Below are 25,610 nucleotides of genomic sequence, written 5' to 3'. Positions count from 1 at the left end.
GTCCGACCCGGAGAAGGCGATGAGAAGGACGACGAGGACGCTGCTGGCGTGCGCGGGCGCGCTGGCCGCGCTGGCGGTGCCGGGACTGACCGGCTGCTCGGCCCCGGACGGGAACGCCGGCGGGGCCCGGCCCTCCGGCCGGCCGCACCCCGCGCGCTGGCGGCCGGGGCCCGGCCTCGCCTGGCAGTGGCAGCTCGACGGGCGGGTGGACCCCTCGGTCGACGTGCCGGTCTACGACATCGACGGCTTCGAGAACACCGCGGCCGACGTCGCCCGGCTGCACCGGGCCGGACGCAAGGTGATCTGCTACGTCGACGTGGGCTCCTGGGAGAACTTCCGGCCCGACGAGAAGAGCTTCCCGCGGTCGGTGCTGGGCGCCGCCAACGGCTGGCAGGGCGAACGCTGGCTGGACGTGCGGCGGCTGTCCGTGCTGCGGCCGATCATGGAACGACGCTTCGACATGTGCCGCGACAAGGGCTTCGACGCGGTGGAACCGGACCTGGTGGACGCCTACTCCGACCACAGCGGCTTCCCGCTCACCGCCGCCGACCAGCTCCGCTACAACCGGATGATCGCCGCCCTCGCGCACGCGCGCGGGATGTCGGTGGGGCTGAAGAACGATCTGCCGCAGATCCCGCAGCTGGTCGGCGACTTCGACTTCGCGGTGAACGAGGAGTGCGCGCAGTACGGCGAGTGCGCGCGGCTCTCCCCGTTCGTCGCGGCGGGCAAGGCCGTCTTCCACGTCGAGTACAAGGAGCCGGTGGAGAAGTTCTGCGCGCAGTCCCGGAGGCTGCGGCTCTCGTCGATGCGGAAGAAGCTGGAGCTGGGGGTGTGGCGGCAGCCGTGCTGACCGGCGGCCCGGCGGGCGGCGGACGCGGGGCCGCCGGTCCCCGCATCCGCCGCCGGCCCGTCCGCCGTCCGCCGTCCGCCGTCCGCCGTCAGGAGTCAGGCGTCCGCCGCCAGGCGTCAGGCGACCCGCACCGGCAGGCTGCGCGGCCCGCGGATCAGCATCCCCTCGCGCCAGGTGACGGCCGCCGGATGGATGTCCAGGGCCAGGCCGGGGCAGCGGTCCAGCAGGGCGCGGAAGGCGATACGGGCCTCCAGCCGGGCCAGCGGTGCGCCCAGGCAGTGGTGGATGCCGTGGCCGAAGGCGACATGGCCGCGGGCGTCCCGGGAGATGTCGAAGCGGTCGGGCTCCGGGAAGCGCCGGGGATCCCGGTCGGCGTCGGCGAGTGCCACGAGGACCAGTTCCCCGCCGCCGGGGATCTCGGTGCCGCCGATGGTCACCGGTGCGGTGGTGAAGCGGTAGGTGGGGGTCTCCACCGGGCCGTCGTAGCGCAGCATCTCCTCGATCGCGGCGTCGAGCCGAGTGGGGTCGGCGCGCAGCGCGGCCAGTTGCCCGGGGTGGGTGAGCAGGGCGAGGACGCCGTTGGAGATGAGGTTCACGGTCGTCTCGTGGCCGGCGACGAGCAGCAGCCAGGCCATGCCGACCAGTTCCTCGTGGGCGAGGACGTCGCCGTTGTCGTCCGCGCCGTGGATCAGGGCGCTCATGAGGTCGTCGCCGGGGCGCCGCCGCTTGCCGTCCACCAGCTCCTCGATGTACCGGGCCATCGCCTCGGTGGCCGTCCTGCGGCGGTCGAGGCCGGTGGCGCCGATCGCGTCGTTCGACCAGGCGCGGAACGCCTCGCGGTCCAGGTCCGGGACGCCGAGCAGGTCGCAGATGACGGTGATGGGCAGCGGGAAGGACAGTGCCTCGACGAGGTCGACGCGTCCGCCGGGCGCGGCCAGCATCGCGTCGAGCAGTCCGTCGGCCGTCCGCTGGATCCGCGGGGCGAGTCCGGCCACCCGGCGCGGGGTGAACTCGCGGGCGACCAGGCGCCGCAGCCGGGTGTGGTCCGGGGGGTCCATGCCGAGCATGTGGGGGCCGGAGGAGGCCGATCTGAGGGGCAGTACGGGGGAGGCGTTGGCCCAGTTCTTGGAGAGCCGGGGGTCGGCGAGCGCGGCCCGCCCGGCTTCGTACCCGACGACGAGCCAGGCCTCGGCGCCCCCTTCGGGCATCCGTATCCGGTGCACCGGGCCGCGTTCCCGTAACCGGGCGTAGACCGGATAGGGGTCGCGGGTGAACGACTCGCCGAGTGCGGCGAGGTCGACGGTCTCCAAGGGGCCCACCTCCGTGTCGCGGTGCGGGAACTGTATCCCCGTCCGTCCCGGTCCCCGCCTGTCCCGGCGACCGGCGTCCCGCCCCGGTGCCCGGACCGGCCCCGGCCCGAAGCCTTCGGGCCCGGACCGGGTGAGGCGGCGTCCGGGCCGGGCCCGGGGCTCAGGTCCGCGGAGGGTGCGGCGGGGGCGGTGCGTGGCCGCCGTCCGGTGCCGTGTCCCGGGCCGGGGCGCGTCCCGGGTCCGCCGCGGCGGGGCCGGAGCCGGGAGCGACGGACGCGGGCGCGACGGCGGCCGGGGCGGCGGGACGGGGCGCGGTGGGAGGTGCCTTCGGTGCGGCGAGGGCGGTCCGTACCGGGCGCGAGCGGATCAGCGAGGCCGCGGCGGCGGCCAGGGACATCGCGATGGCCAGCGAGAAGACCACCACGAGCCCGTCGTGGAAGGGCTGCGAGATCAGGTGCGGGAAGAACTCCCGTCCGGTGAGGTGCCCGACGGCGGACGGCGACAGCTGGCCGAGGATGGACGGGCCGAGCAGGTGCTCGATCGGGTTGTAGCCGAGGAACGCGGCGAACAGCACCCCGACCGGTGGCAGCCCGGCCACGGTGCGGGCGGCCGCGTCCGGTACGCCCTGCGCGGTGAGCCCGGAGGTCAGGGTGTGCGGCAGGGTCCCGGAGAGACCGGCCACCATCAGCGAGAAGAACACGCCCATGGACAGCACCATGCCGGCGTTCTGGAAGGTGGCCCGCATCCCGGAGGCCGCGCCGCGGGCGTCGGCCGGCACGCTCGACATGATGATCGACGTGTTCGGCGCGGCGAACAGCCCGCCGCCGAGCCCGTTGAGCAGTATCAGCACGGCGAACGTCCAGTAGTCGAAGTCGCTGGGCAGGACGAGCAGTCCGGCGAACGACACCGCCATCACCACGAACCCGGACGCGGCGAACAGCCGGGCCCCGAATCGGTCCGACAGCGCCCCGGAGACGGGCCCGGCGAGCAGGAACCCGATGGTCAGCGGGAGCATGTAGATGCCCGCCCACAGCGGGGTGTCGACGTAGTCGTAGCCGTGCAGCGGCAGCCAGATGCCCTGGAGCCAGATGATCAGCATGAACTGGAGTCCGCCGCGGGCGACGGCGCCGAGCAGGGTGGCCGCGTTGCCCCCGGCGAAGGCCGCGTTGCGGAACAGCGCCAGCGGGAACATCGGTTCGGCGACCCTGGTCTCGATCACGCAGAACGCGGCGAGCATCGCCAGGCCGCCGAGGAGACCGGCCAGCACCCAGGGGTTGGTCCAGCCCATGGTGTGGCCGCCGTAGGGCTGGATGCCGTAGGTGATGCCCGCGAGCAGCGCGGTCAGTCCGACGGCGAAGGTGATGTTGCCCCACCAGTCCATCCGGCCGGGGCGGCGCACCCCGGTCTCACGCAGCGACCGGTACGCCCAGACGGTGCCGATCAGTCCGATGGGCACGTTGACCCAGAACACCGAGCGCCAGTTCCAGGTGACGAGCAGTCCGCCGAGGACCAGTCCGAGGAACGAACCGGCGATGCCCGCCACCATGTTGACGCCGAGCGCCATGCCGCGCTGCCGGGCCGGGAAGGCGTCGGTGAGGATGGCCGCGGAGTTGGCCATCAGCATGGAGCCGCCGACGGCCTGCACGATGCGCCAGCCGATCAGCCACAGCGCGCCGCTGCCGCCGTGGAAGGGGTCGAGGGAGAGCACCACCGAGGTGAGCGTGAAGACGAGGAAGCCCGCGTTGTAGATGCGGACGCGGCCCATCATGTCGCCGAGCCGGCCCAGGGCGACCACCAGCACGGCGGTCACCAGCATGTAGCCCATCAGCATCCACAGCAGATAGCTGACGTTGGCGGGTTCGAGCGGGTCGAGGCGGATGCCGGTGAAGATGCCCGGCAGCGAGATGAGCACGATGGAGCTGTTGATGGTGGCGAGCAGCATGCCCACCGTGGTGTTGGTCAGGGCCACCCACTTGTAGCGGGGGTGGTCGGCGTCGATCCGTGTGCCGCGGGCCTTGCGCGCCGGGGCGGCGGCCGGGCGGGCGGCGGGCGGGCCGGGGGGCCCGCCGGTGCCGTCGTCGTGCCCCGGGCCGTCCGTGCGGCCGGTGTCCTCGGTGGTCATCGCAGGCTCCCGGTGGTGTGGGGTCCGGGCAGCGGGCGCGGCGGCACGGCGTCGTCGCCGAGCATCCGCCGCACCAGCGGCAGGGCGGTGCGTATCGCTGTTCCCAACGCCTGTCGGTCCTCCTCGGGCAGAGTGGTCAGGAGTTCGGCCAGCCGGGTGTCGCGTGCCTCGCGGCGGGCGGCGAGCACGTCCCGGCCCGCCTCGGTGACGCCGACCAGGGTGGCCCGTCCGTCGTCGGGGTCGCCGACGCGCAGCACGAGGCCCTGGGCCTCCAGCCGCTGGACCAGCTGGGTCATGGACGGCTGGCTGACGCCCTCGGCCACGGCCAGCGCGGTCAGCCGGGCCGGGCCCTCGCGTTCGAGGCGCGCCAGGGTGGCGGCGGCGGTGAAGCTCAGCTCCCGCCGGTCCGCCAGGGCCCGCACGACCGCCGAGGCCAGATCGGCCAGTTCCCGTGCGGTGTCCCGCGGGGAGCGGGCGCGCTGTGACTGGTCCATTACTTCTTCGTATCACGCGCTTATATAGGTGCCCTATCAAATCTCTGTAAGAAAATATTGGGAACAGGGGGCGGTCGAAGCCCGCGGCTTCCCGGGGTGCGCCGGACCGCGCCGGGGCACGCCCGGGAGCACGCCGGGGCGCCCCGGGGGCACGCGGCTGTCAGCGACCGGGGCGGGACGGTGTCGGCGGCCGGTGCGCGGTGGCCGTCAGGCGGCCGGGGTCGCAGCGGTACAGCGTCTCCGGGGCCGCCGCTGCGCCGCCGGGTGCGGCCGCCGCGCCCCCGGCGGTGGCGGCGGAGGTCCGGGCGGGGCGCCCGGCGCCGTAGGCGGAGGCCGGGACCACGGAGCAGTCCGACCTGACCCGGGCCGTGATCCGCTCGGCGGTGCTCGGCGCCCCGTCCCCGCCGAACAGCGGGGCGAGCCCGCGTCCGCCGCCCACCAGCACGTACCGCAGCCGGCCGGTGTCCACCAGGTTCCGGAACCCCGCCTCGGTGGGGAACGGCACCCGGCCGCTGAAGCCGCCCAGCGGCAGCACCCTGGCCCCGGCGCCGAGGATGTACGGCGAGGCGCCGTTCCAGTTGGTGGTCGCGAAGACGTACGCGGCCCGGCCCTGACGGGCACGCGTGTAGGCGAGCAGCCTGCGCTGGTCGGCGCTCAACTGGTCCTCGCCGCTGAGGATGCCGAGCGGTCCGCCGCCCCCGGCCGCCCGTCCGGTGCGCTGTCCGGTCCGTGCCGCCCGGACGGACCGGGCGGCGTCCGCTCCCGCGCCGCTCGCGGGCGCCCCCTGGGCCGGAGCGACGGCGGGTCGCGGACCGTGCTGCCCCGAACCGCCGGCCGGGCCGACCGCCCCCATGGCGGAACTCGCGGAGGCGGGGTCGAAGACCTGTGCCGTCCAGACGGCCGGCGCGGTCAGCACCGCCGCGACGGACGCGACACCGCCGGCGAGCGCGATCCGTCCGGCGAAGCGGCCCCGGCCGGGCCGGGCGGCGAGCAGCAGCATCGCCGCGGCGAGGCCGAGGACGGCGACGGCGGGCGCCGGCCAGGCCAGGAAGGAGGAGTATCCCGAGGCGAGGTACGCGCTCCACGCGGCCGTCGCCGCCACCGCGCCGGGCAGCACCAGGGCGCGCCGCCCGCCGCCGCGGTGGGCCCGCCGCAGCAGGGCGGCCCCGCCGCCGGCGAGGGCCGCCAGCGGTGCCGCGATCACTCCCATGTAGTAGGTGTGGCCGCCGATGCTGCCCGCGCTGAAGACCAGGAAGAAGGTGACGAGCCAGGTGCCCCACAGGACGAAACCGGCGCGGAGCGGGTCGGTGCGGGGCCGGCCGCGGCGCCACAGCACCCCGCAGACCAGGGCGAGGGCGGCGAAGGGGTAGAGCCAGCCGGTCTGGACGGCGATGGCCGGGTCGAACATCTTCAGCCAGCCCTTGCGGTCGCTGCCCCAGGCACCGGCGGCGGGGCCGCCCGGTCCGGCGGCGGGGCCGCTGACTCCGGCGGCGGGAGCGGCGGTCCGCTCCCCCGTCGTGCGCGCCTCCGCACCCGGTGCCGGTGCCGGTGCGGCGGCCGTACCGGCGCCCGCGCCCCGGGTCGTGCCCGGCGCCGCATGCCGCTCGCCGTGGCCGCCCCCGCCCTGGGTGGCGCTGACGCTGCCGGTCGCGGCGGCGCTGACACCGAGCGAGGAGAAACGGTTCAGGAAGTTGTATCCGACCACCATGCCGAACGCGGAGTTGTCCGTCGTGCCGTCCACATAGGGGCGGTCGGCAGCAGGGGTGAGGGCGACGGCCAGCATCCACGACGCCGACACGGCGGTCATGACGAGCCCGGACAGGGCGAGGTGGGCGAGCCGCCTGCGCAGCACGACCGGTGCCGAGAGCGCATAGGTCGCGGCGAGCGCGGGCAGGACCGCCCATGCCTCCAGCATCTTGGCCTGGAAGGCGAGGCCGACCCACACACCGGCCCACAGCAGCGGACGGACCCGGCCGCCGAGCGCCGCACGCCGGGTGGCCTCGGCCGCCAGCAGCAGGCACAGGGTGAAGGCCGCGTCCTCGACGGCGGTGCGGAAGACGCCGACGGCCGCGGGGGTCAGCAGGAACGCCGCGCAGGCGGTCAGCGCCGCGCCCGCACCGGCCCAGCCCCGCACCAGACGGTGCAGCACCAGCACGCTCGCCACCCCCTCGACCGCCTGGGGAAGCGCCAGTGTCCAGGGGTGGAATCCGAGGATCCGGGCGCAGAGCGCCTGCGGCCACAGAAATCCGGGCGCCTTGTCGAGGGTGATGGAATTCGCCGGGTCGAAGGACCCGTAGAAGAACGCCTTCCAGCTCTCCGACATACTGCGGGCGGCGTTCGCGTAGAACGTGTGATATTGGCTGTGGCCGATTCCCCAGGTGTAGAGCACGGCTGCCGCCACGGCGATGAGCAGCAGCGCCGGGCGCTCGTACCGGGGCCGGCCGGCCGTCCCGTCCCGCAAGGCCAGGCGGTCGGCGCGCGGGGCGCCGGACTGGTCGATAACTGTCGTAGCCATACGCGGCAGTGTTCGGCACGACGGGTGCGCGGACCTTCGGGGCAGGCCGCTTCTAGGAATTTCTCATCCGCACCGGGAATTCCTTTGACCCGTGGCGCATTTCTTTCTCAGACACGTACTCGCCCCTGATTGCCTCTTTACCTTCTCCGTACGTCTGAGCGAATACGTACGTCCGCCCGGGTGCCCGGGGCGCTTTCCTGGCCGGGACCGGTTCATGCGGCGCGGGAGCGATTCCCCTCGTTCGAGTGCAAGCACCCGGCTTTCCCGGGCGGGCCGCTCCGCGCCGCCGGATAGTGAAGCCGCCGCCCGGCCGAGCCGCGCGGCCCGCTGAGCACATCGACGAAGTGAGGGCTTCATGCGTACTCCTGAGGCGAACGACCGGATCCAGCTCGTCTTCTCCCTGTTCGACGCCGACGGGAACGGCTTCCTGGAACCGGACGACTTCGAGCTGATGGGCACCCGGGTGGTCGCGGCGGTCCCCGGTGCCGGTGACGCCGCCAAGGGCGCGCTGCTCGGTTCGCTGCGCCGGTACTGGACGACGCTGGTCACTGAGCTGGACGCCAACGGCGACGGCCGGATCAGTCCGGAGGAGTTCACCGCCTGTGTGCTGAACCCGGAGCGGTTCGCCGAGACGGTCGACGAGTTCGCGCGGGCGCTGTCCTCGGTGGGCGACCTGACCGGTGAGGGCTTCGTCGCCCGCCCCGACTTCATCGCCCTGATGGAGGCCATCGGCTTCCGGCAGCCGAACATCGAGGCCCTGTTCGACGCGCTCGGCCCGGCGCAGGGCGACCGGGTCGCCGTGGACGCCTGGGCGGAGGCGATCCGGGACTACTATCGCCCGGAGAAGTCCGGCATCGCGGGGGACCTGCTGACCGGGGAGGCCGCCGGGTGATCCGGCCCGACGCGGGCTGACCCGGCCCGCGCCGACCGGCGAAAGACCCTGGAGGCCCTAGCCCGGCTTCCGCGTGGCCCGGTACAGCTCGGCCGAGGTGGAGACCAGTTCGCGCTGCTCCTCCTCGGACCCGACCATCGGCTGGGACCCGCTCAGCGGCACCTGCGCGCTCTCCGGGAGGAACTTGACGGTCACCAGTCCGATGACACCGGCGAGCATCAGGTAGTAGGCGGGCATCAGGTCGTCGCCGGTGGCACCGACCAGCGCCGCGGTGACCAGCGGGGTGGTGCCGCCGAACGCGGCGACGGCGAAGTTGAAGCCGATGCCCATGGCGGCGTAGCGGACGGCGGTGGGGAACAGCGCGGGCAGGGTGGCGGCGCTGGGCGCGGCGAAGCAGGCCAGCAGCGTGGACAGGATCAGCACGCCCGCGATCGGCGGCCAGGTGCCATGCATCTTGAGCAGCAGGAAGGAAGGGATGGCGAGGACGATCATCGCGGCCGCGGCCACCCCGTAGACCGGCCGCCTGCCGACATGGTCGCTGAGGCGGCCGATGAAGGTGATGAGCAGCACGATCCACACCATGCCCAGCAGCACCAGCAGGTCGGCGGAGCTGCTGGAGCGGTGCAGGGTCTCCGTCTGATAGGTGGGCAGGTAGCCGGTCACCATGTAGTTGGTGACGTTGTAGAGCAGCACGATGCCCATGCAGATGAGCAGCGCCGCCCAGTGCTTCTTGACGATGGTCCGGAACTCACTGCCCGCGGACTGCTGGGCGAGGCTCTTCTCGTGCTCGTCGAGCTGCTGCTGGAAGGCGGGCGACTCCTCCAGCTTGAGCCGCATGTAGAGGCCGATGCCGCCGAGCGGACCGGCGATCAGGAACGGGATCCGCCAGCCCCAGGAGAGCATCTGCGGGTCGGTGAGCAGGAAGTTCAGCACGGTGACCAGGGCGGAGCCCAGCGCGTACCCGACGAAGGTGCCGAAGTCGAGCCAGCTGGAGAGGAAGCCGCGGCGCCGGTCGGGCGAGTACTCGGCCACGAAGGTGGTGGCGCCTCCGTACTCGCCGCCGGTGGAGAAGCCCTGCACCATCCGGGCGAGGAGCAGCAGTACCGGGGCGGCGATGCCGATCGTGCCGTAACTGGGGATCAGCCCGATGGCGAACGTGCCGGCCGCCATCATGATCATGGTGGTGGCGAGCACCTTCTGCCGTCCGAGGCGGTCGCCGAGCGGGCCGAAGAAGAGGCCGCCGAGCGGACGCACCACGAAGGCGGCGGCGAAGGTCGCGAACGAGGAGATCACCTGGGCGCCCGGTGAGGCGCCGGGGAAGAAGACCTTGCCGATGGTGGCGGCGAGATAGCTGTAGACGCCGAAGTCGAACCACTCCATGCAGTTGCCGAGGGCGGAGGCGCCGACCGCGCGCCTGAGCAGCGGCGGTTCGACGACCTGGACGTCCTCCTTGCGCAGCGCGCGCCTGCTCCGCCGCAGTCTGCGGGTCAGTTCCTCGCGGACCTGCCGGGGCATGTTCGCGACGGTCTCCCGCAGTCGCTCCCCGCCGGAGGAGCCGGTCTGTCCGTCAGGTGTCACATCCACCACCACGCCACCTTGCCTGTTCGCCCGGTCGTCGTCGCCTGTCGTCCGCCGCCGGTCGTCCGCCGTCCGTCGCCGCGGGTCCGCGTCCGCCGCCGCCCGCCTCGGCTCGTCTTCTCCGGTTTCCATCGGTATTTCCGTCTTTGTCGTGCAGGGACATTGTGCTGAAGATCGGCAACCTGTGCCCGGCGGGACGGCTGCCCCGTCCCGCGCTCTTCACTCGTCACTCCACCCGTCGGGGCGTTCTACGCTCCGCCCGGCCATACGTCGCACAGGTGTTCGCCGAGTGTTCCCCGCGCCGTCACCGGCCGGAGCCGTCCCTGCTCCGCCCCGCGGGTTCTCATCGGTCCCGACAGGCGGCCGGCACACTCGTGCGGGCCCCATGCCAGGGGAGTAGGGAGAACGCCATGAGCCACCAGCGCGCCCGGTACACCGCGCGAGCACGCGTCCTGCTCGGCGCCGGAGCGGTGTTCGCCGTCGTCGCGTCGGGCGGACTGTGGGGAACGGCCGAGGCCGCCGCGCCCGGCCCGGCGGTCACCGGCCGGCCGGCCGCGCCCGCGCCGGTCTGGACGAGCACGACGCTCGCGCCGGGCGTGCAGGTGCGCGGCGCGACCATCGAGAACACCGCCGCGAGACCGCTGTGGACGGTCACCGTGCAGGCGCCGGCCACCAGCCGCCTGAGCGGTGCCGCGACCTGGGCGCCGCTGGGTTCGCGGTCCTGGGCCGACGCGACCGCCGAGCGGCTGCGGGCGGGCGGCTTCGTGCCCCGCGTGGAGACGGTGCGCTGGCCCGCGTACGCCGACACCCCGCACGGCGTCATGGGCCTGCGGGTCCGGATCGGCTCCTACGCCACCGAGGCCGCCGCGCGCGCCGACGCCCAGGAGGTGACGGCGGCCGGGTTCCGCACCGCCGTCGACTGGACCGGCTACGACGCCGACCAGCCGGCCGACCGGCAGAACGTGCACGTCGCCGTGGTCGACCCGCGCACGTTCACCGGTACGGTCCAGGGCACCCACGACGGAGCCGTGGCCCGGCGCGCGACCACCTCGTCGGTCGCCGCGAAGCTGGGTTCGCTGGTGGGTGTCAACGCGGGCTTCTTCGTCACCTCCGACGCCGACGGCGTGCAGGGGACGCAGTCGGGGCTCAGTGCGGACGACGGCGAGCTCCAGTCGATGGCGGCCGGTTCCCGGGCGGCGCTGATCATCGAGGACGGGGGCCGCCGGGCCCGGGTGGCGGACCTGACGTCGGCCGTCACCGTCCACGCGGGCACGCGCAGCCACGCGGCCCAGGGCATCAACCGGACGCCCGGACTCGTCCGCGACTGCGGGCGCCCGGGAGCGGCGCCCAGCGAACGCCCCTGGCAGGACGTCACCTGCCGCTCCACCGACGAACTGGTCGTGTTCACGGACGAGTTCGGGGCGCCGCTGCCCACCGGCCCCGGTACGCAGGCCGTCCTGGACTCCCGGGGCCGGGTCGTGTCGGCCGGGGCCCGCGGCGGCACGGTCCCGGCACGCGGAAGGGTCGTGCAGGGCATCGGTCCGGCCGGCGACTGGCTGGCCGCCCACGCCCGTCCAGGGCGCCGGATCGGCGTCGAGGGGGTCGTGCGCGACACGGCGGGCCGCCGGGTACGGCTCGGTCGCGGCGACAGCGTCGTCAGCGCCGCCCCCACCCTCGTCGCCCACGGCCGGATCCACATCGACGCGGCGGCCGAGGGGGTCGTCGACCCCCGGGACCTGTCGTTCGGCTACGCCTGGTCGAACGTCCGCCAGCCGCGCACCATGGCGGGGGTCGACGCGCGGGGACGGCTGATCCTGGCCACGGTGGACGGCCGCAGGACCGGCGGCAGCGAGGGCTTCACCCTCCAGGAGGCCGCCGCCTTCATGCGCTCGCTCGGAGCCGTGGACGCGCTCAACCTCGACGGCGGCGGCTCCACCGCCATGGCCGTCGGCGGTGTCCTGGTCAACAACCCCTCGGACGCCACGGGCGAACGCGCGGTCGGCGGCACCGTCCAGGTGCTGCCGGGCCGGACCCGGCCGTGACCCGGGCCGGGGCGGAGACCTCCGGCGCGGGCCGGGCCGCCCCGGCGCGTCCCGCCGGGTGCGGGCGGCCGGTCACTCTCCCCGCGGGGTGAGCGGCGCGGCGGCCGGCCGGTCCACGGGGGCGGCCGGCCCCCGCTCGTCGTGCCGGGAACCGGCCGGCCCCGCGGACGCCCCGTGCGACACGGGGGACACGGGCGACACGGATGCCCCGGACATCACGGGCGCACCGGGCGTCTCGGTGAGAGCGGGTGCGGTGGCGCGGCGGTGCCTGCCGACGAAGTAGTAGAGCACCGCCGGGACGACCAGGCCCACGATCCAGGAGATGTCGGCGCCGCCCAGCGGGTCCACGAGGGGGCCGGTGTAGAAGCTCGTGGACAGGAACGGGAACTGCGCGGCCAGGGCGATGCCGTAGACGACCAGCGCTCCCAGCCGCCAGCCGCCGTAGCGGCCGTCCGGGTCGGAGAGGGCCGGCAGGTCGTAGCGCTCCTTGGAGATCAGGTAGTAGTCGACCAGGTTGATCGCCGACCACGGGGTGAAGAACGTCAGCAGGAAGAGCAGGAAGTCGGCGAAGGAGTCCAGGAAGGAGTTGCGCCCGGCGAGCGCGACGGCCGTGCCCGCGACCATGACGGCGGCGATGTAGGCGGTGCGTCCGCGCTGCGACAGGGCCCGCTGGCCGCGGAAGCCGCTCACCCCGGTCACGATCGACATGAAGCCGCCGTAGGTGTTGAGCACGTTGACGGTCAGTTTGCCGAGCGCGACGACGAAGTAGAGGAAGGACGCGACCAGGCCGGCGCCGCCCAGGCCCACGACATAGCCGACCTGGTCGTCGAGGAAGGCGGGCCCCGCGGTCGCCGCCACCAGGACGCCGAAGGCCATCGACCACTGGGCGCCGAGCACCGTGCCGCCGAGCGTCCAGCCGAAGGTCGCGCGGGCGGAGGTGGTCCGCGGCAGATAGCGCGAGTAGTCGGCCACGTACGGTCCGAAGGCCAGCTGCCAGGACGCCGACAGGGACATCGCCAGCAGGAACATCGGCAGCGAGAAGTGGTGTTGGTGGGCGACGACGTCCCCGAGGTCGATCCGGTCCAGCAGTCTGCCGCCCAGATACAGGAAGCTGAGCGCGCACACCACGCTGGCGACCCGGCCCAGGGCGTGCACGACGCGGTAGCCGACGGTCGCCACCACCGCGGTGACCAGCGCGAACAGCAGGATGCCGGGCACCGGTCCGAGGTGGGTCAGCTTGCCGACGGCCTGCCCGGCGAGCACCGATCCGCTGGCGAAGAAGCCGATGTACATCACCACGACCAGGACCAGCGGGACGACCGCGCCGCGCACCCCGAACTGGGCCCGTGAGGAGATCATCTGGGGCAGTCCGAGCCGGGGTCCCTGCGCGGAGTGCAGGGCCATGACCGCGCCGCCGAGCAGATTTCCGGCCAGCAGGCCGGCCAGCGACCAGACCACGTCGCCGCCGAGGACCACGGCCAGGGCACCGGTGACCACCGTGGTGATCTGGAGGTTGGCCCCGAGCCAGAGCGTGAACTGTGAGAACGCCGTGCCGTGGCGCTCCTCGTCGGGGACGACGTCGATGGAACGCCGTTCCACCACTGTCTGGGCCATGATTGCTCCGTCCTGGTGGACACGCTGGACGATCTCGCCAGGCCCGGTGCCCGAGGAGCGCGGACCGGCTGCATATGGCTATGCAGACTATGCACTGATGAATGGAATGCCAATAGTCCGCAGCTTGATCGATCAGACCGCGCAATGATCGATCAGATGCCGGGCGGCCGGGCGGCCGCCCCGCGGACCGGCCGGTCAGCCGTCGTCCGCCGCCCGGCGCGGGTCAGTCGCCGCCGCAGGAGGAGCGCACCTTCAGCTCGGGGAGCAGTTCGATCCGGTGGACGGGCAGGGCGTCGCCGTGCCGCAGCCGGCGCAGCAGCAGGTCGACCGCGGCGGCGCCGACGGCGCGCTTGGGCGGGGCCACCGCGGTCAGCGGCGGGGCCCCGAGTGCGGCGAAGACGTCGTCGTAGCTGATCAGTGCCAGGTCCTCCGGCACGGACAGGCCGCGCGCGCGCAGCAGCGCCGGGAGCTGGATGGCGTCCTGGTCGTTGTGTACGAGCGCGGCCCGTACGCCCCGGTCGGCGGCCTCGGTGAGGCTCCGGGACACCAGCTCGGGGGCGGTGGCGGGGTCGTCGATGTCGATCACCGGCTGCGGTGTCAGCTCCAGCAGTTCGCACGCCTCGGCGTAGCCGCTGCGCACCTGCAGGGCCGTCCAGGTGTCGCGGCGGGCCGCGAGGGCGACCGTCAGATGGTCGAGCGCGGCCAGGTGGCGCAGGGCGAGCAGGACGCCGTGGTGGTGGTCGGAGCTGACCGAGTCCAGTTCGGCGGCGGGTGTGCCGGCGGCGGCGCGGCGCTCCACCAGCACGGCGGGCACGGGCAGCTCGTGCAGCCAGTGCCGGTCCTCGGACTCGGTCCTGGACATCCAGTTGGGGGTCAGCATGAGTCCTTCGGCGCCCGACCTGAGGAGCTGTTCCGCCTGCGCGCGGTCGGCCCCCGGGTCGTAGGACGAGATACCGAGCACCAGGTGGGCCCCGGCGTCGGACGCGGCGGCGCGGGCCCCGGCGATCACCTCGTCGAAGTACTGGCTGACGGTGTGACTGACCGTGGGCACGATCAGTCCCAGGGTGCGGGCGTCGGCCGGGGTGCCGGAGCGCTCGTCGGGCACCGAGACCGAGCCGTGCGCGCGGCGCAGCCGCCCCGCCTCGGCGAGTGCCGCGACATCGCGGCGCACGGTGACGGCCGGCAGGTCGAGACGGGCCGCGAGGTCCGTCACCCGGACCGTGCCGAGCTTGCGCACGATCTCGAGGATCCGCGTCCGGCGCTCGTCCGCCGCGATCGACATGACGGTCCCTTTCTCAGCTGGTCTGACTCCTCGTCGAGGCTATCATTCGATACCCGATTGATCTAGTGCTCAACTCTCGGTCACTCAAGCTCGATCATCGCCAAAATTGATCGATATTCGATCGCCTTGTTTATTTGTATTGACTCGATCGGGCGGCGCTCCTAGCTTCTGGGCCCCCACCAGCAGCCCGGAGGAGCATCCTTCATGAGCCTCAGAACCCTCGGGACAGGTCTCGTCGCGGTCGCCCTGGCCGCGGCCGGCGCCCTCGCCCCATCCCCCGCCCCGGCGGCCGCCCTCTCCCCCGCCCTCGCCGGCACCACCGTCCACCTGGACTGCTCGCGGTCCACCGACGGTACCGGCTCGCTCGACTCCCCGTACAACTCCCTGGCCTCGGTCGCCGCCCTGACGTTCCGGCCCGGGGACACCCTGGCCCTGGCCGCGGGCACGACCTGCCACGGCACGCTGACCCCGCACGGCAGCGGCACCGCGGCCGCGCCCGTCACCATCGCGCCCTACGGCAGCGGTGCCGCCCCGGTCGTCGACGCGGGCGGCGCCGAGAACGCGCTGCACCTGCGGGACCAGGACCACTGGCGCATCGGAGCGATCAGGCTGACCGATCCGGCGAGCACCCTCGCCCAGCGGCAGGGCCTGCTCATCGAGTCCACGGACGGCCGTACGCACTCCGGGTTCGACGTCGACGGGCTGATCGTCGACGGCGTGGCGGGCGAGACGAACAAGGCGACGCACGCCACGGCGTTCTCCCAGTCCGCCTGCATCCGCACCGGCGTGTCCGGCACCGGCTCCCTGCTGGCGGGGGTCCACATCCACCGCACCCGGGTCGGAAACTGCGGCGGCGGAGGCATCAAGGTCCGCGTCGGCGCGGCCAACACCCTCCTGGGCCACGACGTCCTCGTCGACCACAACACCGTCAGCGCGGTGGGCGGCGACGGCATCATCGTCTCCTACGCCGAGTCGCCGCTGATCGAGTACAACACCGCGGCCGCCCTGGGCACCGGCACCTATCCGTGGACCGGCGGCAACTTCGCCGGGATCTGGGTGCTCGGCGACCACGACGCCGTGATCCAGAAGAACGCCGTCTACGGCAGCGTCATGTCGGCCTACGACAGCGAGGCGTTCGACTGCGACTGGGGCAACACCGGGCACTGCACGGTGCAGTACAACTTCAGCCGCGACAACGCGGGCGGCCTCTTCCTGGACTGCGACGGCTGCGGGACCAGCGGCGGCGCCACCGAAGTGGTGCGCTACAACGTCTCCGAGAACGACTGCCGCATGGTGGGCGCCTCGGGCGGCCGGTCGGCGCTGCTCTTCCACAACAACGTCGTCTACTGCCCGGACCGCGGGCTCGACATCAGCGTGCCCGCCAACAGCCTGCTGGAGAACAACATCTGGGTGGGCCGCGCGGACTCCCGGCTGCCCACCGGGGCCGGGGTCTCCTGGCAGTGGAACGTCTTCCAGGGCGTGCCGCGCCCCACGGCCAACGGCATCGTGGGCGACCCGGGCTTCGTCGCCCCCGGCACCGGCGGCGACACCCTGGAATCCGCTGCGGGCTACCGGCTCACGGCCGCCTCGCCCGCGCTGCGCAACGGCGGGGTCGTCGCCGACAACGGCGGCCGCGACTACTGGGGCACGCCGGTGTCCGCCACGGCCAAGCCCAACCGCGGCGCCTACGAGGGCCCCGGGCTGTAGCCGCCGGGCGCGGACGGTGTCACGGTGACACCGTCCGCGTGGAGCAGCGCCGCGGTGCCGCCCCCGTCGGGCCAGTGGACGACCAGCCGGTGGCCCCCGGGGGCGGCGGTGACGGTGGTCCGCGCGGCGGGCGGCGCGGCGGTGTCCGTGCCGCTCAGCCGCAGCAGCGAGACGAACAGGCACTCCTCGCCCGTCACGGTGCCGGTGAGCACCGGTACCGCCCCGCACGGCCCGAAGGCGGTACCGGCGGGCAGGGCGTGCGCCGCCGCGCCGCCGAAGCCGTGCAGGGCGACGGCCTCGGACACCAGCACCCGTGCGGCGGCCGGGTCCGGGGCGGCCTCCGGTCCGCAACCGGGTGCGGGCACGGTGGCGCGGGCCCGCACCCGGCCGTCGCCGGCCGCCGTCTCCACCGCCTCCCCGGCCACGGCCCAGCCGGTGTGCCGTACGGCGGTCCCGGCGGCGGCACCGCGGACCAGGTGCGCGTGCACCTCCAGGGCGCCGTCGGCGAGGACGAGGGAGGTGACGGCGGTGCCGGGCAGCTCGGCACCCCGGATCCGGGGCCGGTGGGCGGAGGCGGCCCAGCCCGGCCCGGCGCCGAGCGGGCGGATCGGGCCGCGCTCGCTCGCCTCGTCGCCGTCGAGCAGCGCGAAGTGGTTGTCGGCCGTCCCCTCGAAGACCGGCCCGGTGGCGGTGGAGTGCGCCAAGCGGGAGTACAGCGGGTCGTCCGCCAGCACCTCGTCGGCGGGCTGGTCGTCGCTGCCGTGGTTGTGCACCCGGACCAGTCCGTCCGCCGCGGTGGACTGGATCAGCCGGCCCGGCGCGGGCAGCCCCAGCACGGTGTCGGCCCGTTCGGCGGGCGCGGGCTCCTCCGGGTCGGTCCACACCGGGTGGTCAGCGGGCAGCAGCAGGCCGAGGAAGCCCTTGCTCGCCCAGTACGGCGAGGCCGGGCCCGAGTACGACTGCACCAGCGGCGGGCAGGGGCCGTGCCAGCCGAGCGTGAGCAGGCCGTGCTCGTCCACGGCGCCCCGGTCGAGGAAGTGGCGCAGCGCGCCGGAGGCGAGGCGCCGGGTGGTCCCCGGCGTCAGCGGGGTGTGGCCGGTCAGGGCGCCGGTCCACAGCGCGGCGGCCGAGGCGAAGCGGTAGATCAGCGAGCGGCCCTGGTGCAGCGGGGCCCCGTCACCGCCGAAGGTGTGCGCGAAGCTCCGCAGATGGGCCTCCAGGCGGGCGCCGTGGCGGGCCAGGAGCTGCTCGTCGCCCGCCAGGTGGGCGTGCAGGGCGGGGTAGAGGTGGAAGGCCCAGCCGTTGTAGTGGTCGACGGCGCGCGGGCGGCCGTCGGTGTACCAGCCGTCGCCCAGGTACCACCGCTCGATCCGGGCCAGTCCCCGTGTGACGGCTTCCTCGGCGGCCTCGGTGTGGTGGCCGGTCCCGGCGAGGAAGCCGCCGACGGTGACCTGGAAGAGCCACCAGTTGTTGTCGACGGGGGTGTGGCGCAGCGCGCCGGCGAGCCAGTCGGCGGCGCGGGTGCGGACCGCGGCGGGCAGGCGGTCCCACAGCCAGGGGCGGGTCAGACGCAGCGCGAGCGCGACCGAGGCGGCCTCGACCATGGCCTGGCCCCGGTCGGTGACGGCGGGCCAGGCCACCGGGTCGCGGCCGGTCAGCTCCGTCTCGGTGGTGGGCGACCGGGTGCCCGCGGCCAGCCCTTCGGCGTACCGGTCGAGCAGGCCCAGCGGGTCGTGCCCGGCGGCGCCCGTGACACGCAGGGCGGCCAGCAGGAACGTACGGGCGTACCCCTCCAGGCCGTCCGAGCGCGGTCCCGACCGGCTCGGGCGCGGCCCCGGCAGGGAGATCAGCGCGTGTTCCGGTCCGGCGTGCGGTGCCACCGCGGCGAGCAGTCCGTCCGCCGCCGCCTCCCAGTGGGCGCGGGTCCAGCCGGTGTACGGGCTGCGGACGCGGTCCTCGGGCGGGAAGGGGGGCAGCGGCATGGCGGGGGCTCCTGGCTCGGGGGTGCCGAATCTAGGAGCCGGGCGATCGATCGTCAATGCGATCGATCGAATGATCTGTCTATGGCGGCGGGTTGCCACGAAATCCGCAGAGTGCGCCCGCTCGGACGCCCCCGCCAATTGATCAGATTCGATCGTTCGATCGGAAGGTATTGACTTCGATCGGAAGTGTTCCCAAGATGTGCCTACCCGGGCCCGACGGCCACGGAGTCCGGCAGGCGTCGTCGTCACCGGATCCGCACCGGGCACCTTCCACCCGTCTCGTTCCCCAGGAGCCGAGCCATGTCCGCTGCCCCCGCCCGCAGTCGCAGAGTCCGCCGAGCCGCCGCCGCGCTCACCGCCGCCACCCTGTCCGCCACCCTCCTGGCCGCCTGCGGCTCGGGCGACGACGACGGCCCGGCCGCGGGAGCGGGCAAGCCCGTCGACATCACGTTCTGGGGCTGGGCCAAGGGCACCAAGCAGGTGGTGGACGCCTTCAACTCCTCGCACAAGGACGTCCACGTCAGCTACGAGGAGATCCCCTCCGGTTCGGCCGGCGGCTACGCGAAGCTGTCCAACGCGGTCAAGGCGGGCAACGCGCCCGACGTCTTCAACGTCGAGTACCCGCAGCTGCCCGACTTCGTCAGCCAGGGCGCCGTACAGGACATCAGCGAGTACGTCGACGCGGGTCTCAAGGGCAAGTACCTGCCGCAGGCGGTGCAGCTGACCACGCTCGGCGGTGCCACGTACGCGCTGCCGCTGGACGCCGCGCCGCAGGTCTTCTACTACCGCAAGGACCTGTTCGCCAAGGCCGGCATCAAGCCCCCCGCCACCTGGGACGAGTTCCGCACGGCCGCCGAGAAGCTGAAGCAGGCCGAGCCGGACAGCCGGATCGCCACCTTCTTCCCCGATGACCCGACCACCTTCGAGGCGATGGCGTGGCAGGCCGGGGCGCCCTGGTTCGGCACCTCGGGCGACTCCTGGCAGGTGAGCGTGGACGGGCCCGGCACCCAGAAGGTCGCCGCCTACTGGCAGAAGATGATCGACGACGACCTGGTGCGGGTGGAGCCCTCCTTCAGCCAGCAGTGGACGGCCTCGCTCCAGAAGGGGCAGACCGCCGGCTACCTGGGCGCCTCCTGGGGCGGCGGCGTGCTGAAGGGCACCCTGCCCAAGGACCAGTCCGGCAAGTGGGCCGTCGCCCCGCTGCCCTCCTGGAACGGCGCCCCGGCCAGCGGCATGCTCGGCGGCAGCACCTTCGCCGTCTCCAAGGACAGCAAGAAGGCGAAGGCCGCCGTGGAGTTCGCCACCTGGGCCACCACGACCGCCCAGGGCATCCAGGCCCGTATCTCCTCCGGCGACTCCTCGGCCTACCCCGCCGACCCCGAGCTGGTCCCGGTCGCCGCCAAGGCCTTCGCCACCGACTTCTACGGCGGCCAGGACATCTACGCCCTCTACAAGAGCGGCGCGCAGTCCATCGGGCGGAAGTGGACCTGGGGACCGGCGATGGGCGTCACCAACAACTCCCTCAAGGACTCCTTCGGCAAGCTCTCCAGCCGTTCCGGCACCATCGCCCAGGCGCTGGCCACCGCGCAGAAGGACACCCTCTCCGAGATGAAGAACCGCGGTCTGAAGGTCGCCACGCGATGACGCCCGCCTCCCCCACGGCGGCCCGCGCGCTGCCCGCCGCGTCCCCGCGCGCCGCCGCCCCCCGGCCGCGGCGGCGGCGGTTCGCGGCGCCCGCCGTGCTGCTCGCGCCGTTCTTCCTGCTCTTCACCGCCGTCACGCTGGTGCCGATCGGCTACGCCGTCCATCTGAGCCTGTACGCCGAGCACCGCTCCGGCCTCGGCTTCGGCGGCGGCGAGACCGTCTTCACCGGCCTCGGCAACTACACCCGGGCCCTGGGCGACGCCGCCTTCCGGGCCGGGTTCTCGAACCTCCTCCAGTACTGCCTGCTGTACATCCCGCTGATGATGGCGCTGGCCCTCGCGCTGGCCCTGCTGCTGGACTCCGCGCTGGTCAGGGCCCGCCGCTTCTTCCAGCTCGCGCTGTTCCTGCCGCACGCGGTGCCCGGCACCATCGCCGCGCTGGTGTGGGTGTACCTGTACACCCCCGGCATCAGCCCGGTGATCGACGCGCTGAACTCCTTCGGCGGACAGACCGATCTGCTCGGGCACCCGCTGCCCGCCGTCGTCAACATGGCGGTGTGGGAGTGGACCGGCTACAACATGGTGATCTTCTTCGCCGCGCTCCAGGCCATTCCGCGCGAGGTCCTGGAGGCCGCCGTCGTCGACGGCGCCGGGCCGCTGCGCACCGCCCTCAGCATCAAGGTCCCGCTCATCCGCTCCTCGCTCACGGTGGTGGGCCTGTTCACCGTCATCGGCTCGCTCCAGCTGTTCACCGAGCCGGTGATCCTGCACGGCACCACCCCGAGCGTCGTCTCCACCTGGTCCCCCAACATGTACGCCTACACCGCGGCGTTCGAACGGCACGACTACGGCCTGGCCGCCGCGTCCTCCGTCCTGCTGGCGCTGGCCGCCGCCGCGCTCTCCTTCGTCGTCACCCGCGCCACCCGCGGCCGGGGCCGGCGGACCCGGTCCCAGCACGCCACGGAGGCCGCCGCATGACCACCGCCACCGCAGAGCCCGGCGCCCCGCGCGACCGCGGCCGCCCCTGGTCGCTGTCCAAGGCGGCCGTCAACGGCGCCCTGGTGCTGGCCACCGCCTACACGCTGCTGCCGCTGGTCTGGCTGCTGACCGCCGCCGCCAAGAACACCGGCGACCTGCTCGGCGGCCGCAGCCTCTCCCCCGCCACCTGGCACCTGGGCGCCAACCTGCACGCCCTCGCCACCACCGGCGACGGCATCTACTTCCGCTGGTACCTCAACTCCCTGCTGTACGCCGGGATCGGCGCCCTGCTGTGCGCCCTGGTGTGCGTCTGCGCGGGCTACGCCTTCCACGTCTACAGCTTCCCCGGCAAGGAACAGCTCTTCGGTCTCGTCCTGCTCGGCGTGCTGGTGCCGACCACCGCGCTCGCGCTGCCCATGTACCTGCTGGCGAGCGAACTCGGGGTCGTCAACACCTTCTGGGCCGTCTTCGTGCCCAGCCTGGTCAATCCGTTCGGGGTCTATCTGGCGCGGGTGTTCTGCGCCGGATACGTGCCCGGCGAGGTCCTGGAGGCCGCCCGCATGGACGGCGCCGGGGAACTGCGGACCTTCTGGTCGGTGGGCCTGCGCATGGTGATGCCCGGCTTCGTCACCGTCTTCCTGTTCCAGTTCACCGCCATCTGGAACAATTTCTTCCTCCCCCTGGTGATGCTCTCCGACAACCGGCTCTTCCCCGTCAGCCTCGGCCTGTACAGCTGGAACACGCAGACCCACGCCTTCCCCGAGTACTACCCGCTGGTCGTCACCGGCTCCCTGCTCGGCATCGTCCCGCTGGTCATCGCCTTCATCGCCCTCCAGCGCCACTGGAAGGCCGGCCTCACCGCAGGAAGCGTCAAATGACGTCCGCCCCTGCCGCACACGTACCGGAGAACCGAGTGTCCAACCCCCCTACCGCACCCGCCGCGCAGCCGCACACCGCCACCCCCGGGCAGCGGCGCCCGCGCACCCTGCTGGCCATGCACGGCGACCTGGCCGCACGGCTGATCGACCCCGGCACGCTGGAGCGGCTCACCGCCCTCGCCGACCTCGACCCCACGCTGGTCGCCGACGACTTCGACGAGCCGCGCGCCGCCGCCGCGCTGCGCGAGAGCGAGGTCATCGTCAGCAGCTGGGGCTGCCCGCCGCTGGACGAGTCCGTCCTGGAGCGGGCGCCCCGTCTGCGGGCCGTCATCCACGCCGCCGGATCGGTCAAGCACCACATCACCGACGCCTGCTGGCGGCGCGGCATCCAGGTCACCTCGGCGGCCTGGGCCAACGCCCTGCCCGTCGCGGAGTACACGGTCGCCGTGGTGCTGCTCGCCAACAAGCAGCTGCTGCGCATGCGCGACGACTACCGCGCGCGGCGCGCTCCCCACGACTGGCTGGCCGCCTACGGCAGCGCGGGCAACTACCGGCGCACGGTCGGTGTCGTCGGCGCCTCCCGCATCGGGCGCCGGGTCCTGGAGCTGCTGCGCCCCCACGACCTCGACCTGCTGCTGCACGACCCCTACGTCGGCGCCGAGGAGGCGGCCGCGCTGGGCGCCCGCTCCGTCGAACTGGACGCGCTGTGCGCGGCGAGCGACGTGGTCACGGTGCACGCGCCCGAACTGCCCGGCACCCGGCACCTCATCGACCGCCGCAGGCTCGCCCTGCTCCGCGACGACGCGACCCTGGTGAACACCTCCCGCGGCTCCCTCGTCGACCAGGACGCGCTCGTCGACGAGCTGCGCACCGGCCGGCTCAACGCCGTCCTGGACGTCACGGTCCCCGAGGTGCTGCCCGCCGACTCCCCGCTGTACGACCTGCCCAACGTCCTGCTCACCCCGCACGTCGCGGGCTCCCTCGGCGGCGAACTGCACCGTATGGCGGCGGCCGCCGCCGACGAACTGGCCCGCTACGCCGCCGGGCTGCCCTTCGCCCACCCGGTCCTGCACGAGGACACCACCCGCTCGGCATGACCCGCGAGGGCGCCCGGGGCGCCCCGCCGGAACGCGCGGACCGGACCCGTCACGGCCCGGTCCGCGCCCGCTCTTGACGAGTACACGTACAACGCCGAAGAATGAGCCGCGCTCTGACAACGTTGTCCGTGTTTTCGGTGGAGGAGTTGACGCCCATGAGATGGACCCGGCGAACACGCGCTGCGGGAACGGCCGTCGCGGCCGTCGCGCTCCTCGGCGCCGCGCTCACCGCGCCCGCCGCGCAGGCCGCCGCACGCGACACCGGCCGGCTCACCGACCTGGTCAACCCGTTCATCGGCACCGAGAACGAGGGCAACACCTACCCCGGTGCGGCCGTGCCCTTCGGCATGGTGCAGTTCTCGCCGGACACCGGGCACAACACCGGCTACGACCATTCCCAGAACCACATCCGGGGCTTCTCCCTGGTGCACCTGTCCGGGGTGGGCTGCGGCCTCGGCGGCGACCTGCCCGTGCTGCCGACCACCGGTGACGTCACCGAGACCGACAACGCCAAGTACGAGGCGGAGTTCAGCCACGACACCGAGCAGGCGGCCCCGGGGTACTACAAGGTCGGCCTGAAGAACGGCATCGGCGCCGAACTCACCGCGACCGCGCGCACCGGCGTCCAGCGCTACACCTTCCCCGCCACCGACAAGGCCAACGTCCTGCTCGACGCGGGCCAGTCGCTGCACCGCGTGATCTCCACCCAGGTGGAGGTGCTGGACAACCGCACCGTGCGCACCGCCCTCACCGGCAGCGGCTTCTGCCAGGACACCGAGCCGTACACGGTCTACACGATCACCCGCTTCGACCGGCCCTTCGCCTCCTTCGGCACCTGGGACGGCTCCTCCGTCACCGCCGGCTCGCGCAGCGGGCACGGCGGCGCCTACGTCCGCTTCGACACGACGAAGGACCGTACCGTGGAGGCGACGACGGCCCTGTCGTACGTCGACGCACGCGGCGCCGCCCTCAACCTGCGCACCGAGGGCGGCCGTTCCTTCGACCGGGTGCGCGAGGCCGCGCGGCGGTCCTGGGAGGACCGGCTCGACGACGTCCGGGTCAAGGGCGGCGGCGACACGCTCCGCCGCACCTTCTACTCGTCCCTGTACCGGTCCTTCCTCGCGCCGAACATCGGCAGCGACGTCGACGGCCGGTACACCGGCTGGGACCAGCGCGTCCACCGCGCCAAGGGCTTCACGTACTACCAGAACTGGTCGCTGTGGGACACCTACCGCACCCAGTCGCAGCTGCTGTCGCTGCTCGCGCCGCGCGAGGCGCGCGACATGGCGGTCTCCGTCATCCACATCGACGAGGAGAGCGGCTGGCTGCCCAAGTGGGGCTACGGCACGGTCGAGACGAACATCATGACCGGCGACCCGGTCACCCCCTTCCTCACCAACGCCTATCAGCAGGGCCTGCTCAAGGGCCGCGAGGGGTACGAGGAACGGGCCTACCGCGCCCTGAGGAAGAACGCCGACGGCGTACCGCCCGCGGACTCCCCCGCCGTGGGCCGCGAGGCCAACAAGGAGTACCTGGCGAAGGGGTTCGCGCCCTACATCAAGGGCCGTCCGCACGCCAAGCCCGGCGACTCGGACTACGACCACGGTCCGTCCGCGACGCTGGAGTACGCCCTGTCGGACGCCATGCTCGCCGAGATGGCCCGCGGCCTCGGTCATGAAGCGGACGCCGCGCGCTACGCCGCACGGGCGCAGAACTACCGCGCGGTCTTCGATTCCTCGACCGGCTTCTTCCGCGCCCGCGACGCCTCCGGCGCCTTCACCGGACCGGCCGACCCGGCGCAGAGCGAGGGCTTCCACGAGGGCACGGCCTGGCAGTACCAGTGGCTGGTGCCGCAGGACCTGCCCGGCATGATCGCCCTGATCGGCGGCGAGCAGGCGGCCAACGCACGGCTCGACTCCTTCTTCGCCTACGACCAGTTGGTGCGGGACCCGGCGAAGACCGCCCGCGAGGTGTGGGTCAACGGGCCGTACGACTACTACAACGCGGACAAGTACAACCCGCAGAACGAGCCCGACCTCATCGCCCCGTACACCTATCTGTCGACCGGCCAGCCGTGGAAGACCACCGACGTGGTGCACGCGGCCCTGACCCTGTTCACGGACACCCCGACCGGGATGACCGGCAACGACGACCTGGGCACCATGTCCGCCTGGAACGTGCTCTCGTCGATCGGTGTCTTCCCGGTGCAGCCCGGCTACGCCACCTGGGGCCTGTCCACCCCGGTCTTCGAGCGCGTCGACCTGACGCTGGACCGGCGCTACTACCCGCGCGGCGCCCTCACCGTCACCGCGCCGGGCACCTCGGAGGCGAGCCACTACATCCAGTCGGCACGCGTCGACGGCTCGGCCTATGGCCGTACGTATCTCACGACCGGCGATCTGCGGCACACCCGGTCGCTGTCGTTCACCGTGGGAGCGCGGCCGTCCACCTGGGGCACGGGCGCGCAGGCGGGGCCGCCCCCGCTGAACCGGCCCTCCTCCTGAGCCCGCCCGGCCGGTGTCCCCGCCCGCTCCGGCGCGGCGGGGACACCGACCGGGCGGCCCGCGCCCGATAATGGCGGGCGGTGCGGGGCCCGTTGTGGCAGGGTGACCGGCCGGCCGCCCCG

At 73.4% G+C, this 25,610-nt stretch carries 17 protein-coding genes; 9 read left to right on the top strand and 8 right to left on the bottom strand.

Translation table 11 applies throughout. The features are described from left to right. The first annotated feature begins 19 nt into the window (after window positions 1-19). Complete coding sequence (locus A8713_RS30205) at window positions 20-850, top strand: endo alpha-1,4 polygalactosaminidase (protein ID WP_064536899.1); 831 nt, start codon at window positions 20-22, stop codon at window positions 848-850. Between the two features lie 116 nt (window positions 851-966). On the opposite strand, the gene A8713_RS30200 is transcribed toward A8713_RS30205, so the two are convergent. From A8713_RS30200 to A8713_RS30185, 4 genes are all read right to left on the bottom strand, one after another. After that, window positions 967-2,160 (bottom strand): cytochrome P450 family protein, encoded by a 1,194-nt coding sequence (locus A8713_RS30200; RefSeq protein WP_079159187.1) that lies wholly within the window; start codon window positions 2,158-2,160, stop codon window positions 967-969. A 160-nt stretch (window positions 2,161-2,320) separates the two neighbouring features. Beyond that, entirely contained in the window at window positions 2,321-4,282 is a 1,962-nt protein-coding gene (locus A8713_RS30195) for an MFS transporter (RefSeq protein WP_064536897.1), read from the bottom strand. Next, window positions 4,279-4,776, bottom strand: a complete 498-nt coding sequence (locus tag A8713_RS30190; protein ID WP_064536896.1) for a MarR family winged helix-turn-helix transcriptional regulator — start codon at window positions 4,774-4,776, stop codon at window positions 4,279-4,281. The genes A8713_RS30195 and A8713_RS30190 overlap by 4 nt, the downstream gene beginning before the upstream one ends. Before the next feature lie 160 nt (window positions 4,777-4,936). Further along, window positions 4,937-7,291 (bottom strand): ArnT family glycosyltransferase, encoded by a 2,355-nt coding sequence (locus A8713_RS30185; RefSeq protein ID WP_064536895.1) that lies wholly within the window; start codon window positions 7,289-7,291, stop codon window positions 4,937-4,939. 355 nt (window positions 7,292-7,646) lie between these two features. On the opposite strand from A8713_RS30185, the gene A8713_RS30180 reads away from it, so the two are divergent. Then, the gene (locus tag A8713_RS30180; RefSeq protein WP_064536894.1) at window positions 7,647-8,183 is read left to right on the top strand and encodes an EF-hand domain-containing protein; all 537 of its coding nucleotides are present in this window, start codon (window positions 7,647-7,649) and stop codon (window positions 8,181-8,183) included. Between the two features lie 57 nt (window positions 8,184-8,240). On the opposite strand, the gene A8713_RS30175 is transcribed toward A8713_RS30180, so the two are convergent. Continuing rightward, window positions 8,241-9,770, bottom strand: coding sequence for an MFS transporter (locus A8713_RS30175; protein WP_064537812.1), 1,530 nt, complete (start codon window positions 9,768-9,770; stop codon window positions 8,241-8,243). 401 nt (window positions 9,771-10,171) lie between these two features. On the opposite strand from A8713_RS30175, the gene A8713_RS30170 reads away from it, so the two are divergent. Continuing rightward, window positions 10,172-11,803, top strand: a complete 1,632-nt coding sequence (locus A8713_RS30170; protein ID WP_064536893.1) for a phosphodiester glycosidase family protein — start codon at window positions 10,172-10,174, stop codon at window positions 11,801-11,803. Between the two features lie 72 nt (window positions 11,804-11,875). Here A8713_RS30170 and A8713_RS30165 read toward each other — a convergent pair whose 3' ends face one another. Further along, entirely contained in the window at window positions 11,876-13,417 is a 1,542-nt protein-coding gene (locus tag A8713_RS30165) for a purine-cytosine permease family protein (RefSeq protein ID WP_064536892.1), read from the bottom strand. 223 nt (window positions 13,418-13,640) lie between these two features. After that, window positions 13,641-14,699, bottom strand: coding sequence for a substrate-binding domain-containing protein (locus A8713_RS30160; protein ID WP_064536891.1), 1,059 nt, complete (start codon window positions 14,697-14,699; stop codon window positions 13,641-13,643). A 204-nt stretch (window positions 14,700-14,903) separates the two neighbouring features. Between A8713_RS30160 and A8713_RS30155 the strand changes: the two genes are divergently transcribed. After that, window positions 14,904-16,406 carry a right-handed parallel beta-helix repeat-containing protein gene (locus tag A8713_RS30155; protein ID WP_064536890.1) on the top strand — a complete coding sequence of 501 codons (1,503 nt, stop codon included), beginning with the start codon at window positions 14,904-14,906 and terminating at the stop codon, window positions 16,404-16,406. On the opposite strand, the gene A8713_RS30150 is transcribed toward A8713_RS30155, so the two are convergent. Next, window positions 16,385-18,388, bottom strand: coding sequence for a DUF2264 domain-containing protein (locus A8713_RS30150; RefSeq protein ID WP_064536889.1), 2,004 nt, complete (start codon window positions 18,386-18,388; stop codon window positions 16,385-16,387). The genes A8713_RS30155 and A8713_RS30150 overlap by 22 nt on opposite strands. 300 nt (window positions 18,389-18,688) lie before the next feature. Here A8713_RS30150 and A8713_RS30145 point away from each other — a divergent pair, with 300 nt between their 5' ends. From A8713_RS30145 to A8713_RS30125, 5 genes are all read left to right on the top strand, one after another. Further along, window positions 18,689-20,032, top strand: a complete 1,344-nt coding sequence (locus A8713_RS30145; protein WP_064536888.1) for an ABC transporter substrate-binding protein — start codon at window positions 18,689-18,691, stop codon at window positions 20,030-20,032. Continuing rightward, the gene (locus A8713_RS30140; protein WP_237305493.1) at window positions 20,029-21,009 is read left to right on the top strand and encodes a carbohydrate ABC transporter permease; all 981 of its coding nucleotides are present in this window, start codon (window positions 20,029-20,031) and stop codon (window positions 21,007-21,009) included. Before A8713_RS30145 ends, A8713_RS30140 begins: the two co-directional genes overlap by 4 nt. Beyond that, on the top strand, window positions 21,006-21,887 hold the full coding sequence (locus tag A8713_RS30135; RefSeq protein WP_064536887.1) for a carbohydrate ABC transporter permease: 882 nt from the start codon (window positions 21,006-21,008) through the stop codon (window positions 21,885-21,887). Before A8713_RS30140 ends, A8713_RS30135 begins: the two co-directional genes overlap by 4 nt. Window positions 21,888-22,003: 116 nt before the next feature. Next, complete coding sequence (locus A8713_RS30130; RefSeq protein WP_064537810.1) at window positions 22,004-22,984, top strand: hydroxyacid dehydrogenase; 981 nt, start codon at window positions 22,004-22,006, stop codon at window positions 22,982-22,984. Window positions 22,985-23,139: 155 nt separating this feature from the next. Next, window positions 23,140-25,488 (top strand): GH92 family glycosyl hydrolase, encoded by a 2,349-nt coding sequence (locus tag A8713_RS30125; RefSeq protein WP_064536886.1) that lies wholly within the window; start codon window positions 23,140-23,142, stop codon window positions 25,486-25,488. Window positions 25,489-25,610 lie beyond the last annotated feature (122 nt).

Origin of the sequence: Streptomyces sp. SAT1 (assembly GCF_001654495.1) — a bacterium.
GTDB classification, from domain to species: domain Bacteria; phylum Actinomycetota; class Actinomycetes; order Streptomycetales; family Streptomycetaceae; genus Streptomyces; species Streptomyces andamanensis.
Note: the sequence above shows the minus strand (reverse complement) of the source record. Positions and strands in the feature narration are given on the sequence as shown.

Bases quoted from the DNA above. Each gene is read 5' to 3' on its own strand.
- A8713_RS30180 (WP_064536894.1), top strand. From the start codon at position 7,647: ATGCGTACTCCTGAGGCGAACGACCGGATCCAGCTCGTCTTCTCCCTG.
- A8713_RS30150 (WP_064536889.1), bottom strand. From the start codon at position 18,388: ATGCCGCTGCCCCCCTTCCCGCCCGAGGACCGCGTCCGCAGCCCGTAC.
- A8713_RS30160 (WP_064536891.1), bottom strand. From the start codon at position 14,699: ATGTCGATCGCGGCGGACGAGCGCCGGACGCGGATCCTCGAGATCGTG.
- A8713_RS30130 (WP_064537810.1), top strand. From the start codon at position 22,004: ATGCACGGCGACCTGGCCGCACGGCTGATCGACCCCGGCACGCTGGAG.
- A8713_RS30170 (WP_064536893.1), top strand. From the start codon at position 10,172: ATGAGCCACCAGCGCGCCCGGTACACCGCGCGAGCACGCGTCCTGCTC.
- A8713_RS30140 (WP_237305493.1), top strand. From the start codon at position 20,029: ATGACGCCCGCCTCCCCCACGGCGGCCCGCGCGCTGCCCGCCGCGTCC.
- A8713_RS30155 (WP_064536890.1), top strand. From the start codon at position 14,904: ATGAGCCTCAGAACCCTCGGGACAGGTCTCGTCGCGGTCGCCCTGGCC.
- A8713_RS30125 (WP_064536886.1), top strand. From the start codon at position 23,140: ATGAGATGGACCCGGCGAACACGCGCTGCGGGAACGGCCGTCGCGGCC.
- A8713_RS30145 (WP_064536888.1), top strand. From the start codon at position 18,689: ATGTCCGCTGCCCCCGCCCGCAGTCGCAGAGTCCGCCGAGCCGCCGCC.
- A8713_RS30165 (WP_064536892.1), bottom strand. From the start codon at position 13,417: ATGGCCCAGACAGTGGTGGAACGGCGTTCCATCGACGTCGTCCCCGAC.
- A8713_RS30190 (WP_064536896.1), bottom strand. From the start codon at position 4,776: ATGGACCAGTCACAGCGCGCCCGCTCCCCGCGGGACACCGCACGGGAA.
- A8713_RS30135 (WP_064536887.1), top strand. From the start codon at position 21,006: ATGACCACCGCCACCGCAGAGCCCGGCGCCCCGCGCGACCGCGGCCGC.
- A8713_RS30195 (WP_064536897.1), bottom strand. From the start codon at position 4,282: ATGACCACCGAGGACACCGGCCGCACGGACGGCCCGGGGCACGACGAC.
- A8713_RS30205 (WP_064536899.1), top strand. From the start codon at position 20: ATGAGAAGGACGACGAGGACGCTGCTGGCGTGCGCGGGCGCGCTGGCC.
- A8713_RS30185 (WP_064536895.1), bottom strand. From the start codon at position 7,291: ATGGCTACGACAGTTATCGACCAGTCCGGCGCCCCGCGCGCCGACCGC.